The organism is Azohydromonas australica DSM 1124 (assembly GCF_000430725.1).
In the GTDB taxonomy this organism is placed as follows: Bacteria; Pseudomonadota; Gammaproteobacteria; order Burkholderiales; family Burkholderiaceae_C; genus Azohydromonas; species Azohydromonas australica.
On record NZ_KE387209.1, the window covers coordinates 211,139 to 224,421 of the forward strand.

Below are 13,283 nucleotides of genomic sequence, written 5' to 3' on the forward strand. Positions count from 1 at the left end.
ACCGCTCACGGCGCTGCCATCGTACTGACGTCGATCACGAAGCGGTAACGCACATCGCCGGCCAGCAACCGCTCGTAGGCCTCGTCGATCCGGTCGGCATCGATGACCTCGACCTCCGCCCCAATGCCGTGCCTGGCGCAGAAGTCGATCATTTCCTGGGTCTCGGGCAGGCCGCCGCTCAAGGAACCAGCCACCGAACGCCGGTTCCTGAGCAGTGCCATCGGCGAGATGGACAGCCGCTTGTCCGGCACGCCGAGGTTGACGAAAGTACCGTCGCGGCGCAGCAGGCCCAGATAGGCGTCCACGTCTATATTGGCCGGCACCGTCGAGATGATGAGGTCAAGCGAGGAGGCCAACTCGTCAAACATGCCCGGCTCGGTGGTGAGGCAGAACTCGTCGGCGCCCAGGCGCAGGGCGTCGGCGCGCTTGGCGCTCGACAGCTCAAGCACCGTGGTGTGGGCGCCGAGCGCCTTCGAGATCTGCACGCCCACATGCCCCAGGCCGCCGAAGCCCAGGATTGCCACGCGCTTGCCCGGCCCGGCTTCCCAATGCCGCAACGGCGAGTACAGCGTGATGCCGGCGCAGAACAACGGCGCGGCGTTTTGCAGCGCGATGGCGTCGGGAATGTGCAGGACGAAATCCTGGTCGACGACGATCTTCTGGCTGTAACCCCCGTACGTCGGCTGCCCGTCGCGACCAACGGAGTTGTACGTCATGACCCGCCCGCCACTGCAGTACTGCTCCAGGCCGGCATGGCAGTTGGGACAGACGCGACAGGAATCGACCATGTTGCCCACGCCGGCCCGGTCTCCGACGCTGAACCTGGTGACCTCCTCGCCGACGGCCGACACGATGCCGGCGATCTCGTGCCCGGGCACCAGCGGATAGGTCGACCTGCCCCGCACGCTACGCGCGTGGTCGATGTCGGAGTGGCAGATGCCCGCATAAGCAATGTCGATCAGTACATCGCGCGGGCCCAGCTCGCGGCGCTGTATCTTGAACGCCTTGAATGGCTCGTGGGGACCGCAGGTGCAGCGTGCGTTGACGGTGAACACGGCCGCTCACTCGGGCTGGATGTTGGCTTCGCGTGCGAGCTTGACCCACTTGGCTGTCTCGGCGTCAATGAAGGCCTTGAGCTCGTCGGGTCCCATGATCAGCGGCGTCGTGCCAGCCACGGCAAGCTTGTCCACGACGTCCTTGCGCTTCTGGGCCTGCATCACCGCGTTGCTGAGCCGGTTGACGATCTCGCGTGGCAGGCCGGCAGGCCCCATCAGCACGTTCCATGAGGGAAAATCGAATCCTGGCAACGTTTCCGAGATTGCAGGCCAGTCCGGCGTGACCGGATTGCGCTTGAGTGAGCTCACCGCCAACGCTCGCAACTGGCCGCCCTTGACCTGGGCCAGGGCATTGCCCGGATCCGTCAGGGTCGCATCCAGCGCGCCGCCAATCACGTCGGTGATGGTCGCGGGCGAGCCCTTGTAGGGAACCGCAAGCACCTCGATGCCCGCCATCTTGCTCAGCGTGGCAATCTGCAGCTGTACAGAGGTGGTGGAATAGCCCACGCTGACCTTGCCGGGCCGCTGCTTGGCGTAGGCGATGAACTCGGCCAGGCTTCGGATCGGCGAGCCGGCCTTGACCATGAGCACGTGATTGGTCAAGCTGGCCCCGGCAATCGGGGTGAGCTCGCGCTGCGGGTCGTAGGGCATGTTCTTCACGAACGCCACGTTGGCTGCCAGCGGCGAGTTTGACGCGAGCAGCAGCGTCAAGCCATCTGGCGCGGCTCGGACCACGTCGAGCGTGCCAATAGTGCCGTTGCCGCCTGCCTTGTTATCGATGACAAGGGTCTGGCCGAGCGTGGTGGCCATGTACGGGGTCAGCACCCGGGCCACGTGGTCATTGGAACTGCCTGCCGGCAGCGGCACCACCACCCGTACTGGACGCCCCGACGGCTGCGCAAACACGCTACCGACGGATGTTGTCAGCGTCAGTCCCAGCAGCGTGAGCAAGGAACGTCTGTCCATGAATTTCTCCTGAGCGCGGTGAGCAGGGAGAGTGCCGGCTCCCTGCCTGTCTTGTTCCGGATGTCGAAGCACTGGTCGTTCAGCGAGCGTTCGTCAGCCGATCACCGACTTGTATTCGAGGAACTCCTCGATGCCGAATCGGCCCCATTCGCGCCCGACGCCTGAGAGCTTGAAGCCGCCATGCGTACCGCGCTTGTTCAGCGGGGCACCGTTGATGCGCACTCGGCCGACACGCAGCCTGGAAGCGATCGAGCGTGCACGATCGGTGTCGCCGCACCAGACACCGGCGGCCAGGCCATACACCGAGTCGTTGGCGATGGCCACGGCATCGGACTCGTCGTCAAACGGGATGATCACCACGACCGGGCCGAAGATCTCCTCCCGGGCAATGCGGCAGCGGTTGTCGCCACTGAAGATCGTTGGCTTCACGAAGTATCCGCGGCTCAAGCCTTCGGGAGGCTGCGGGCCGCCGGTGAGCATGCGTACGCCCTCCTCCAGGCCCGATCGGATGTAGCCGCGCACCCGCTCGCGCGCGGCCGCCGTGGCCACCGGTCCGAGTGTGGTGGCCGGGTCCAGCGGATCGCCCAGCACGTAGCTCTGTGCCTTGCGCACAGCCAGTTCCTCGGCTTCCTTCAACCGCTGCCGTGGCACGAGCATGCGCGTGAGGCCGCCGCAGACCTGCCCGGTGTTGCGCATCGCGTCCTCGATGCCGTCGACGACGGCACGCTCGAAGTCGGCGTCGGCGAAGATGATGTTGGCGGACTTGCCGCCGAGCTCCAGGTGCATGCGCTTGACCGACGAGGCGCCGAGCTCCATCACGCGTTGCCCCGCGCGCACAGAACCCGTTAGCGACAGCATGTCGACCAACGGATGTGAGGCGATTGCCTCCCCGACCTCGGGACCGGTACCGCAAACCACGTTCAGCACCCCAGCCGGCACGCCGGCTTCGGCAGCCATCTCCGCGAAAATGAACGACGTCAGCGGCGCCACCTCTGCGCCCTTGAGCACAATGGTGCACCCCGCAGCCATCGCTGCACCAGCCTTGGAGATGATGGAGCGCAGCGGCGCGTTCCAGGCAGTGATCGCACCGACCACGCCTGAAGGCTCGCGGCACACCTGCGTGTTGCCCACCTGCTCGACCCACGAGATCTCACGCAGGCACTCGGCAATGATGTCCAGTTCCTCCACCGCACCAGCCGTCTGCGAGCGCTGTGTCCACTTCACGGGGTAGCCGACCTCGCTGACGATGGTTCGCGTGATCTCATCGGCACGGTCCTCGGTCACCCGTGCCAACCGCGTGAACACATCAATGCGCTGCTGCACTGGAGTACGGGACCAACTTTCGAAGGCCGCTGCAGCGGCCTGCGCAGCACGATCCACGTCCTCGGCCGTCCCTCGCGGCACGATGGCGGTGGGCTCCTCCGTGGCCGGGTTGATCACGGTGATGACGTCCTGACCCGACGACGACACCCATTGACCGTCAACGAAGATTTGCTTGCGCTCGATCACTTCGTGTCTCCCGGGTTACCAGGCCGCTTCCAAGACCTGTTGCAGCTCGGAAGCGTCGCGCACTGGGCGCGGGTTGCCGCGCAGGAACCAGTCGCCGATGGCATGTGCCGCGATGTCGGGCAGCGCTTCGTGCTGGACGTCGACCTGGCGCAGTTGCCGCGCGACCCCGAGCTGTTCGAGCAGCCCTTGCACCACCTCCACGACCGCCGCGACCAGCCGCTCTCCCTCGGATCGTGGCAGTCCCAGCGCAGTCGCGACCTTTTGCAAGCCCGCCTCGTTGGCCGCACCGTTGAAGCGCAGCATATGAGGCAGGACGATGGCATTGGCCACGCCGTTGTCGATGTGGTGGCGTGCACCGATGGCATGGCCAAGCACCGTCGTGATGCCAGCGCCCGTGTGGTCCGTGCCCTGCCCGCACAGCACGGCCGCGAGCACCAGCTGCGCACGCACTTCCGCATCGTCCGCCTTCTTCAGCGCGGGCAGTTGGTCCGCCAGCAGCCGCAGCACGTGCATCAGCTGCGCGTCCGATAGCGAGTCGCCCGTGCGCGACGACAACCCCTCGATGGCCATTGAAAAGGTGTTGATGCTTGCGCTGATCGCCAGTTCCCGCGGTGACGACTGGATCAGCTGCGGATGGATGAAGATCGCGTGGGCCCGCGTCTTCGGGTCGAACAGGGCCAGCCGCTCGCCGGTGTCGGGATCGAATACCGCGCTGCCGGCCTTGACCAGGGCGGTCGTAGGCGTCGTGGGCACGATGAACTGCGGCAGCTTCGGCGCCATCAACTTCGGGCTGCGCAGCTGGCCGCTGGCGTCGCGCGTCGTGCACAGGCTGCGGGTGTCGCTGCTCTCGGCCGCCAGGATGCTCGCCGCGCGGGCGGTCACAATGGACGATCCGCCGCCCAAGGCCACCACGGCATCGGCCTGCAAGCGCTGGAGTTCCCCGGCGGCTTCCTCCACGGAGGCCAAGGGGCTGTGGGCAAGCACGCCGGTGTACACCCCGGCGCAGCGCTCGCCCATCCCGGCGCGCACTGCGTCGAGCAATGGCCCCTCGGCCCACGGACCGCAGAAGACCACTGCCCGGCGGCATTTCAGCCGGTCCAGCTCCCGACCGAGATGGTCCAGGCTGTCGGGGCCGCTGAACAAGCGCAGCGGCGGGGTGATGTGTTGGAAAGAACGCATGTTCAAGTCTCCGAAACGGCTCACACCCCGGCCTGGGAGCGCTCTTGCGCAAGCTCGGCGCGGGCTTGAGCGGCCAGCGCGGGCTTGTCGACCTTGCCGGTATGGTTGGTGGGCAGCGGTTCCTTCTGGAGCCGCCAGCGGCTGGGCACGGCGAAGGAGGACAAGCTGGATCGAAGTTGCTGCTGCAACTGCTGCACTGTGAGCTCGCCCTCTGCGACAACGATGGCCATCACTTCTTCGCCGAGGTCCGGATGTGGCACGCCAAACACTACGGCCTCGGTCACGCCGGGGACGGCCACCAGCGCCCGCTCCACAGCCGCCGGCGCGATGTTCTCGCCGCCACGGATGATCATGTCCTTGCAGCGGCCGGTGATCCACAGGTTGCCCTTGTCGTCCAGGCGCCCGAGGTCGCCGGTGTGCAGCCACCCCTCCTGGTCAATGGGCGACTCGTCCAGGCCGAAATAGCCCGACATCTGCGTCGGAGAACGCAGCAGGATTTCGCCGTCGGGCAGCCCCGGATGGCTCAGGAACTGCACTTCGACGCAGGGCAGCGGCCGGCCCGTCGACCCCAGCTTCTCGACGTCTTCCGAGCCAGCGGCTGCCGTGGCCTGCCCGCCGTTCTCCGTGAGTCCGTAGCCCGTGGGGATGCGCGGACTGACGCTGGGCAGCCCTTCGCGAATGCGCTGCATCAGCTCCTTGTGTACCGGCGCGCCGCCGATGCTGATGGACTTCAGGCTGCTCACGTCGCGACGCGACACGTCTGGATGGTCCAGCAGCCGCGACACCATGGTCGGCACCGCGTTCCAGCGCTTGACCTTGTGGCGCTCGATGGCCGCCAGCACGTCAGCAGGGTCATAGCGTCCGCGTGTCAATACCAGCGTGTCGCCCACGATGAGTGCACGCAGCAGGGTCTGCATCCCGCCGACGTGGAACAGCGGGCCCGTGATCAGCGTGACGTCGTGCGCCGACTCGTCGACTTGGTGCGGCAGCTTGCGAGTGACATGCAGCGTCATCTGCAGCCGCGCCAGCAACGCCCGGTGCGACAGCACCACCGCCTTGGGACTGCCCGAGGTGCCGGAGGTGAAGATGACGAGCGCGGTTTCGTCCTCGCTGCGCGAGGCGTCGACTGCGACTGCGGCGTCTTCCATGGGCGTGACGTCGATCGCCCACGGACCAGTGCGCGATCCGGCGGGCAGCTTGGCTGCGGCTGACTCGTCAGCCAGCGTGAGCGCGGGCTGCATCAGCGCCAAGCCGTTGGCGACCTCGGTGGCGCTCCACCACGCGTTCGCCAGCACCGGCGCAGCGCCGGCAGCCAGGCAAGCCCAGAAGTTCACAACCCATTCCGGACCGTTCCAGCCCAGGATGAAGACGCGGTCGCCGCTCCGGACCCCGAGCTCTCCCAGCACGCGCGCCTTGCGGGCTACGGCATGGCAGAGGTCGTCAAAGCTCAGGACGCGCTCACCCTGGATGACGTGGGGACGTGTGCCCCAGCGCCGGGCGAAGGCCAGCAGTTCCTCGACGCGGTGCGGGCGCTCGGTGTACATGCGATACGGGATGCCGTTGACGACCTCAACGGCGATCTGGTCGCCCCAGCGGGCGGTGGTGGATGCCATGGTCTGCCGCTCCTCAGATGACGCCGTCGCTGCGCAGTTGCGCCAGCTCCTGCTGGCTCAGCCCGCACAGCTCGGCGAGCACCTCCTCGCTGTGCTGACCCAGCTGCGGCGGCGGCTGCAGCGCGCGCAGCCCCGAGCCCTCGTAGCGCATCGGGCTGTTGGGCAGCACCACCTGCGCACCGCTGTCCGTCACCTGCTGCGTCAGGAACCCGCGCTCCTTGAGGTGCGGATCCGACAGCACCTCCATCACGTCGCGCAGCGGCGCCGCGGGCACGTGGTGCTTCTGGCACAGCGCCGTGACCTCGTCGCGCGTGCGCGTGGCCGCCCACTTGGCGATCTCCGCCGTGAGCTCGTCGATGCGCGCAATGCGCCCGTGCAGCTGCCGCAGCGACGCGTCCTCGCGCAGGTCCGCGCGGCCCATCGCCTTGGTGAAGTTGGCCCAGTGCTCGTCGGTGGCGCACACGATGGCCACCCAGCCGTCGGCCGTCTCGAACGTGTCAAAGGGCACGTACGAGTCGGCCACGTGCCGGTTGCCCGTGCGCTTGGGCACCGAGTTGCTGGCGTACACGTGCCCGGCCGCGGGCAGCAGCGTCGCAAACAGCGACTCCAGCATCGACACCTCGATGGCACGCCCGCGCCCGGTGCGCTCGCGCTCGAACAGCGCCGTCACGATCGCGCCGTACAGGTGCGCGCCGGACATGAAGTCCGCCACCGGCACCCCGGCCTTCAACGGGCGCCCGCCCTGCTCGCCCGTGGCGCTCATGAGCCCGCTCATGGCCTGGATGGTCAGGTCCAGCGCCAGCTTGTCCGCGTACGGGCCCGTGCGCCCGAAGCCCGAGGCCGAGGCGTAGATCAGCCGCGGGTTGGCCTTGAGGAGCACGTCCGCGCCCAGCCCCAGGCGCGGCATCACCGCCGGCGCGAAGTTCTCCACCAGCACGTCGGCGCTGCGCGCGAGCTCGATGAGCAGCTCGCGACCGCGCTCGGTCTTGAGGTTGAGCACCATGCCGCGCTTGCAGCCGTTGAGCGCCCGGAACGGATAGTCGCCGTCGCGCCCGCGCCGGCGCGACATGTCGCCTTGCGGGGGCTCGATCTTGATGACCTCGGCACCGGCCATGGCCATCAGGAACGTCGCGTACGGGCCCTGGAAGACGTGGCCCAGGTCCAGCACGCGCACGCCCGCCAGCGGCAGCGGCAGCGGCACATCGCCTTGCGCCGCTGCCGCGCCGGCGTCCTGCGCCGACGCGTCGCTCCAGTGGCGGTCCCAGCCCTCGGCCTGGGCAGTGGAGCTGTCAAGTGGTGCGTTCATCGTTTGTTTCCTTGGTGGCTTCTGCCGGCGTCGTCGCAGCGATGTGCACGCGACTCCTTAGGTGTCATATGACGGATCTGCACCGCCCGGGCGCTTGGAGTTCGCGCAGGTATGGTGGCGCTTGCAATCCCGACAAGTTCGTTTATGCGAACAACAGATCGCATATGCGTCACTTTAAAGGCCGACAGGCGGCGCGTCATTGGGGTTTCTGCGCATGTCCGGCCCAGACGTGCGGAGGTCGCTCTTCAACAACTTACTTGACAGCGTCTTGGGTTCAGTCTACCTTGTGACGCATATACGATCATTAGTTCGTATTTATGACATGTTGGTGCGAATTTTCTTACCGAATCGCGCCAACCCCGGCTGGCCTGCCGCTTCTTGCCGACTTCATCCTCGCCGTGACTTCCAACAGCCCAACCACCGCGTTCCCTGACGACGCCGTATCCCGCGAAGAGCTGCACTTCCGTCGCATTGACATGCGCGGTTACCGCCGTAGCGATGGCCTGTTTGAGATAGAAGGCAGGGTCGTTGATCGCAAGCCCCACGAGTTCACGCCCGCCAGCGGCGGAAAGACGGTAGCGGCGCACCAACCGATCCATGACATGGGCGTGCGGCTGGTCTTCGACGACAGGATGCTGGTGCACGACGTCCAGACCTTCACCAGCGCAGCGCCGTACGAGGTTTGCCCGGAAGGCGGACGTGCGCTGCAGTCGCTCAAGGGTCTGCGAATGATCAGTGGCTGGAGCCGCGAGGTGCGTAGCCGGCTCGGCGGCGCACGCAGTTGCACTCACCTGATGGAGCTGTTGATTCCGATGGCCACGACGGCCTTCCAGTCGATGTCCACAGTCCACGCCGGCCGGCCCGACGTGCTGGACGCCAATGGACGACCGGTGAAGATCGACAGCTGCTATGCGTACGGTGCCGAGCGCGAGCTGGTGAAGATGCGGTGGCCTCAGTATCACCGCAGTGCTCCCACGCAGGATTAACGCTGCCGTCGTGTCACCGTGACGCCCTGCATGCGGCGGCCTTGCACGAGCATCCCCGCGGCGGGTTTTTTTCCACATGTCCACACCCTATTGGAGACAAGCGGCCATGCCCAACTTCCTCATCTATGAACAGGACGGTCCCATCGTCACGCTCACGATGGATCAGCCGGAACAGCGCAACCCGTTGACCGGCAACACCGCGATACCCGAGTTCCTGGCCGCCATCGACCGAATCCACGACGACCGAGGCGTGCGCTGCGTCATCCTGACCGGCAACGGCCCTTCGTTCAGCGCTGGCGGCGACATCCGTGAGATGAAGCGCCAGGCCACGCCGGAGGTCAGCGAGATGGACATCCGGCACGAGTACCGGCGCGGCATCCAGCGGCTGACGCTGTCGCTCTTCAACCTGGAAGTGCCCGTGATCGCCGCGGTGAATGGCCACGCCATCGGTGCCGGGCTGGACTTGGCGTGCATGTGTGACATTCGCATCGCATCGGAGAAGGCCAAGTTCGCGGAAAGCTTCATCAAGCTGGGCATCATCCCCGGCGATGGCGGTGCCTGGCTGCTGCCACGGATTGTGGGGATGTCCCGCGCCGCGGAGTTGGCCTTCACCGGTGACATGGTGGACGCGCCGCAGGCGCTGGCCTTGGGCTTGGTGTCGCAAGTGGTGCCGCACGAGGAACTGATGGCGTCGGCCCGCAGCCTGGCCGGGCGAATCGCCCAGCACGCTTCCCATGGCGTGCGCCTGACCAAGCGGCTGATGCGTGAAGCCATCCACTCGCGACTGGACACGGTGTTGGAGCTGTCCGCCGTGTACCAGGCGGTGTCACACAAGACACCGGATCACAGCGAGGCCGTCGACGCGTTCCTGGAAAAGCGCGCGCCTCGCTTCAGCTGACGTCATGGTCGGCACAAGCCCACTCACTTGCACCAGTTCCCACGCAACGGCTCGAAGGAGCACGCCATGATCACAACCGTTCATCCGCAGGCCACAGCATGGCTGGGCCTTGAAGGACGCGTCTGCGTTGTGACCGGCGGCGGCAGCGGCATTGGCGAGGAGACCGCGCGCCAGCTGGCCCAGGCCGGTGCCGCCGTAGCCGTACTGGATCGCGACGAATCCGCTGCATGCCGCGTAGCAGCCGAGATCGCAGCCACGGGGGCACTTGCGATCGGCATCGCTGCTGACGTGTCGCTCGCTTCCGAGGTTACCGCAGCGGCTGCCAAGGTACGCGCGGAGCTGGGAGCCTGCCAGGTCCTCGTCAACAACGCCGCGGCGCGCAAGCCCGGCGCACTGCTGGACATGCCGTTGGAGCAGTGGAACCAGGTGTTGTCGGTGAACCTGACTGGCGCGCTGATCTGCACGCAGGCCTTCGGGCAGCAGATGGTCAACGCCGGGCGCGGCGGCAGCATCATCCACGTGGCTTCCATCGTGGGCGAGCACCCCTTGCCAAACGGTGGCGCCTACAGCGCCAGCAAGGCCGGGATGATGATGCTGGCGCGCACCCTGGCCGTCGAGCTGGCGGCGCACCGCATCCGATCCAATGTGGTGTGCCCCGGCCTCGTGCGCACGCCTTTCAGTGAAGACGCCTACCAGGCTCCCGATCTGCTGCGGCAGCGCGAAGACATGATTCCTGCTGGCCGGGTCAGCTCACCGCTGGACTTGGCCAACGCCATTGTGTTCCTGGCCAGCGACCGCTCCAGTTACGTCAACGGGCAAGAACTGCACGTCGATGGTGGACTGCGCCAGACCTTGATGAGCCAGGTGCCTCGAGCGGGCAAGTCCCTGCCGCGATAAGCAGGCATGCACTACGGCAACAGTGGCCGGGCCGCAAAAGCCGGCCAGTCCACAAGCTAGACTTTCTGGACATGGTCGTTGGCGAGCATCTTGGCGCTCGCCCCGAGCAGACACAAGCTGCCGCTCTCCAGCACGTAGCACCTCCACCGTGGCAGCTTGGCGTTCTCCATCATGAGGATCAAGGAAATGCCTCTGGCATCGATTGGCTGACCCAGCGTCTGGCTGACCTGCTCGCTCAGGAAGCGCACGATCTGGCCGCAGCTGCCTGGGGCAAAGGGGCCACGATCGCGGTTGGCTGACTGGGAAAGTCAGCCTGAGCACATGCACCGCCCAGCGGCAACAACGATGCCCCAGCGAGAATCGGGCTGGCGCGCTGGCTATTCATCACAGACCTCCGCGAGAAGACTTGGCATTCATCCCGCGGAGGGATGGCGGTGTAGGCAAAGCGGTAATTTATTTGGGTTTTGATGTTCCGCACCATCCGCTACGCGCACGGACAGGTCTGCTCGCCGGGCCGTGGCTGTCGCTGTGGGACAGCCACGGCCTGAGCGGGTTCGAGTTGCGTCCCGGCGGCTTCAACGAGGAAGCGCGCGGGCGCTGGTATTTCAATGTCTGCGTAAGCGAGCCCCGCCGCCCATGCCATCCCAAGCCGGGTGTGTTGGCATCGACCTGGACCTGAAGGAACTTGCAGTGCTGTCCAGCGTCGAGAAGGCGGCCGCGCAACGCTTCTACCGTGACCTTGAACCAGCACTGGCCACCGCGCAGCGCGCCGGCGAGAAGGCGCGCACCAGGGCGATCCACGCCAAGACCGTCGACCGTCGGCGCGACAACTTTCACAAACCTTCTACCACCCTGGTACGCCAGCACCGGGGCATCTTCGTTGGCAACGTCAACGCCTCAGCCCTGGCCCGCTCGCGCCATGCCAAGAGCGGGCTGCAGCGCGTTGCGGACCATGCTGCAGACCAAGTGCGTCAAGCGCAAGCGTGTGGTTCCGCGAGGTCAGCGAAGCGTTCTCCACCCAGACCTGTTCTACATGCGGTGCGATGCCGCCGGAGGGACCGAGAGGTATCGCGAGCCTTGGAATATGAGAGTGCAGCGGCTGCCACACGACATACGATCGTGATGTCAATGCGGCGCGAAACATTCTCGCGGTCGAGCATGGCCGTCTCGCAGGAGGAGCCGCCGTCCTTCAGGGCGTGTGACGATCTCAGACCACTTGGTTTCCGTGGCTCGATTCCAGCCGGGTCCGTCTGGCAGCTCGCACACAGCCGCCGGCGGGCAGCAGTGAGACCAAGGCAGTGGTAGGAAGTGCGCAGCGCGCCACGTTGCCGGCCAACCTCGGAAGGTGCGGGTTAGCCGCGCCAGCTTGGGCGTTTACAGCAAGCCAACCGGGCGTCAGCTCATGATACGCAGGACCTCGGAAATGTCTGCCACGGATTCCAGCCGCCCCACCGTCGCGATGAGGCGATCCGCCGTGTCAGCGGGCAGCTCACGGGCAGCAAAGGTGGCGCAGTCCCTGGACTTGGTAGCGAACTCGGCATCCGTCATTGCGTTCTTCGGATGCCCCTTGGGATAATCCACGCGCCCCTCGATCGTCTGGCCATCGCGGAACTGGATGCTCACCTTGGCTGGAGTCACGAAACGGTGCCAGTCACGGTCGATGTCCGCATCGACGTAGGGCTTCACGCGCGAGGCGAGGTCAAGAATGTCAGCGCGTTGCAGTCCTTCATCCGAGAAATGGCGCATGCCCAGGCTGCCATCGATCCAGGATGCAGCCACCGTGTAGGGAATGCTGAACTGGGCCTCGACGATGGTGCGGGGTGCCAGGCGAACATGTTCGGGCACGCAGACCATCTGGTAGCCCGGCGCCGTCACGCCGACACGGATCGACTCGATGTCGCTGGCCGGACGGTTCACCTGCGCACGCAGCTGCAGCACCGTGTCGATAGCGGCATGCGTGTCACGGCAGCACGGATAGGGCTTGTAGCTCAAGTTCAGCAGCTCGAAGCGGCTGCCCAGGTCCTTGCGTACCACCTCCGCATCGACACGGTCGTGAAGGTAGACGCGGAAGAAGCCGTCGGCGCCCTCGAACACGTGCTGGGCACCGCGAATGCCGCGTTTGGCCAGCTGCACTGCGACCACCGCCGCCTGTGCCGCCAAGCCAGGCTGCAGCCGCTTCATCAGAGAGGCATCGCGGGTGACTTGATGGTTGCCGGCAACCGAGCTGTAGACGATGCCAAACGCATTGACCATCTCCTCCGGCGTCAGTCCCAGAGCGCGTCCGGCCGCTGCCGTCGCGCCGAAGTAGCCCAGCAGCGAGGTATAGATGAAGCCGCTTTCGACGATGTCGACCTTGACCGCCACGCCGAGGCGGCAGGTCACTTCGAGGCCGGCCGCGACTGCGGCAATCAGATCAGCACCGGAGAGCTCGCCACGCAGCTGGCCTGCGGCGATCGCCGCCGGAACAGCAGTCACGCCGGCATGGAGGATGGCGCCATCGTGCGTGTCGTCATAGTCGCGCGCATGGGACATGCCGCCATTGACCCAGGCGGCCTGGTGCGCCGGGAACTTGCCGCCGAACACGAACATGTCGGCCTGGCCCACACCCGCCCATTCCCTCACGAGCCCTGAGACTTCGGCAATGGCCTTTGCCGACGAGCCCGCCAGCGCACAGGACAGCGTGTCGAGGATATTGGTCTTGACTGCCTTGACGACGCCAGGATCGAGCTGCCGGGCATCGATGGTTGCGGCAAAGCGTGCCACGTCGATGACGAGATCGGGCATGTCGGGGCGGGCTTTTTCAGCGGATGCGTGGGATGAGCTCATGGCGGATTCCTGATGAGATGGATGAATGGGAGCGTGGCAGTTCAATGG

12 protein-coding genes are annotated in these 13,283 nt (G+C 66.2%); 4 read left to right on the plus strand and 8 right to left on the minus strand.

Features of this window, described 5'->3' with window-relative positions; genetic code table 11:
- Positions 1–5 precede the first annotated feature (5 nt).
- The 6 genes from H537_RS0131320 to H537_RS0131345 form a co-directional block, all read right to left on the minus strand.
- Positions 6–1,055, minus strand: coding sequence for an NAD(P)-dependent alcohol dehydrogenase (locus tag H537_RS0131320; RefSeq protein ID WP_029001034.1), 1,050 nt, complete (start codon positions 1,053–1,055; stop codon positions 6–8).
- Positions 1,056–1,061: 6 nt separating this feature from the next.
- Positions 1,062–2,021, minus strand: a complete 960-nt coding sequence (locus H537_RS0131325; protein WP_029001035.1) for a Bug family tripartite tricarboxylate transporter substrate binding protein — start codon at positions 2,019–2,021, stop codon at positions 1,062–1,064.
- Positions 2,022–2,114: 93 nt separating this feature from the next.
- Positions 2,115–3,530 carry an aldehyde dehydrogenase family protein gene (locus H537_RS0131330; RefSeq protein ID WP_029001036.1) on the minus strand — a complete coding sequence of 472 codons (1,416 nt, stop codon included), beginning with the start codon at positions 3,528–3,530 and terminating at the stop codon, positions 2,115–2,117.
- Between the two features lie 15 nt (positions 3,531–3,545).
- Positions 3,546–4,709, minus strand: a complete 1,164-nt coding sequence (locus H537_RS0131335; RefSeq protein WP_029001037.1) for an iron-containing alcohol dehydrogenase family protein — start codon at positions 4,707–4,709, stop codon at positions 3,546–3,548.
- A 20-nt stretch (positions 4,710–4,729) separates the two neighbouring features.
- Positions 4,730–6,322, minus strand: a complete 1,593-nt coding sequence (locus tag H537_RS0131340; protein ID WP_029001038.1) for a class I adenylate-forming enzyme family protein — start codon at positions 6,320–6,322, stop codon at positions 4,730–4,732.
- Between the two features lie 13 nt (positions 6,323–6,335).
- The gene (locus H537_RS0131345; protein ID WP_084151082.1) at positions 6,336–7,628 is read right to left on the minus strand and encodes a CaiB/BaiF CoA transferase family protein; all 1,293 of its coding nucleotides are present in this window, start codon (positions 7,626–7,628) and stop codon (positions 6,336–6,338) included.
- Between the two features lie 398 nt (positions 7,629–8,026).
- On the opposite strand from H537_RS0131345, the gene H537_RS0131350 reads away from it, so the two are divergent.
- The 3 genes from H537_RS0131350 (at position 8,027) to H537_RS0131360 (ending at position 10,409) form a co-directional block, all read left to right on the plus strand.
- Complete coding sequence (locus tag H537_RS0131350; protein WP_029001040.1) at positions 8,027–8,614, plus strand: DUF2889 domain-containing protein; 588 nt, start codon at positions 8,027–8,029, stop codon at positions 8,612–8,614.
- Between the two features lie 106 nt (positions 8,615–8,720).
- A complete protein-coding gene (locus tag H537_RS0131355) occupies positions 8,721–9,512 on the plus strand; it encodes a crotonase/enoyl-CoA hydratase family protein (protein ID WP_029001041.1) in 792 nt (263 codons plus the stop codon).
- A 66-nt stretch (positions 9,513–9,578) separates the two neighbouring features.
- Positions 9,579–10,409, plus strand: a complete 831-nt coding sequence (locus H537_RS0131360; protein WP_043460915.1) for an SDR family NAD(P)-dependent oxidoreductase — start codon at positions 9,579–9,581, stop codon at positions 10,407–10,409.
- Between the two features lie 56 nt (positions 10,410–10,465).
- On the opposite strand, the gene H537_RS54645 is transcribed toward H537_RS0131360, so the two are convergent.
- Positions 10,466–10,657 carry a hypothetical protein gene (locus H537_RS54645; RefSeq protein ID WP_029001043.1) on the minus strand — a complete coding sequence of 64 codons (192 nt, stop codon included), beginning with the start codon at positions 10,655–10,657 and terminating at the stop codon, positions 10,466–10,468.
- A 158-nt stretch (positions 10,658–10,815) separates the two neighbouring features.
- Between H537_RS54645 and H537_RS53645 the strand changes: the two genes are divergently transcribed.
- Positions 10,816–11,088 carry a hypothetical protein gene (locus H537_RS53645; protein ID WP_156902053.1) on the plus strand — a complete coding sequence of 91 codons (273 nt, stop codon included), beginning with the start codon at positions 10,816–10,818 and terminating at the stop codon, positions 11,086–11,088.
- A gap of 716 nt (positions 11,089–11,804) precedes the next feature.
- Here the strand turns inward: H537_RS53645 and H537_RS0131370 are convergent.
- Complete coding sequence (locus H537_RS0131370; protein ID WP_084151084.1) at positions 11,805–13,235, minus strand: MmgE/PrpD family protein; 1,431 nt, start codon at positions 13,233–13,235, stop codon at positions 11,805–11,807.
- Positions 13,236–13,283 lie beyond the last annotated feature (48 nt).

Excerpts from the sequence above, each read along its gene's own strand:
- H537_RS0131335 (WP_029001037.1), bottom strand. The coding sequence starts at position 4,709 with ATGCGTTCTTTCCAACACATCACCCCGCCGCTGCGCTTGTTCAGCGGC.
- H537_RS0131340 (WP_029001038.1), bottom strand. The coding sequence starts at position 6,322 with ATGGCATCCACCACCGCCCGCTGGGGCGACCAGATCGCCGTTGAGGTC.
- H537_RS0131355 (WP_029001041.1), top strand. The coding sequence starts at position 8,721 with ATGCCCAACTTCCTCATCTATGAACAGGACGGTCCCATCGTCACGCTC.
- H537_RS0131345 (WP_084151082.1), bottom strand. The coding sequence starts at position 7,628 with ATGAACGCACCACTTGACAGCTCCACTGCCCAGGCCGAGGGCTGGGAC.
- H537_RS0131370 (WP_084151084.1), bottom strand. The coding sequence starts at position 13,235 with ATGAGCTCATCCCACGCATCCGCTGAAAAAGCCCGCCCCGACATGCCC.
- H537_RS0131360 (WP_043460915.1), top strand. The coding sequence starts at position 9,579 with ATGATCACAACCGTTCATCCGCAGGCCACAGCATGGCTGGGCCTTGAA.
- H537_RS0131325 (WP_029001035.1), bottom strand. The coding sequence starts at position 2,021 with ATGGACAGACGTTCCTTGCTCACGCTGCTGGGACTGACGCTGACAACA.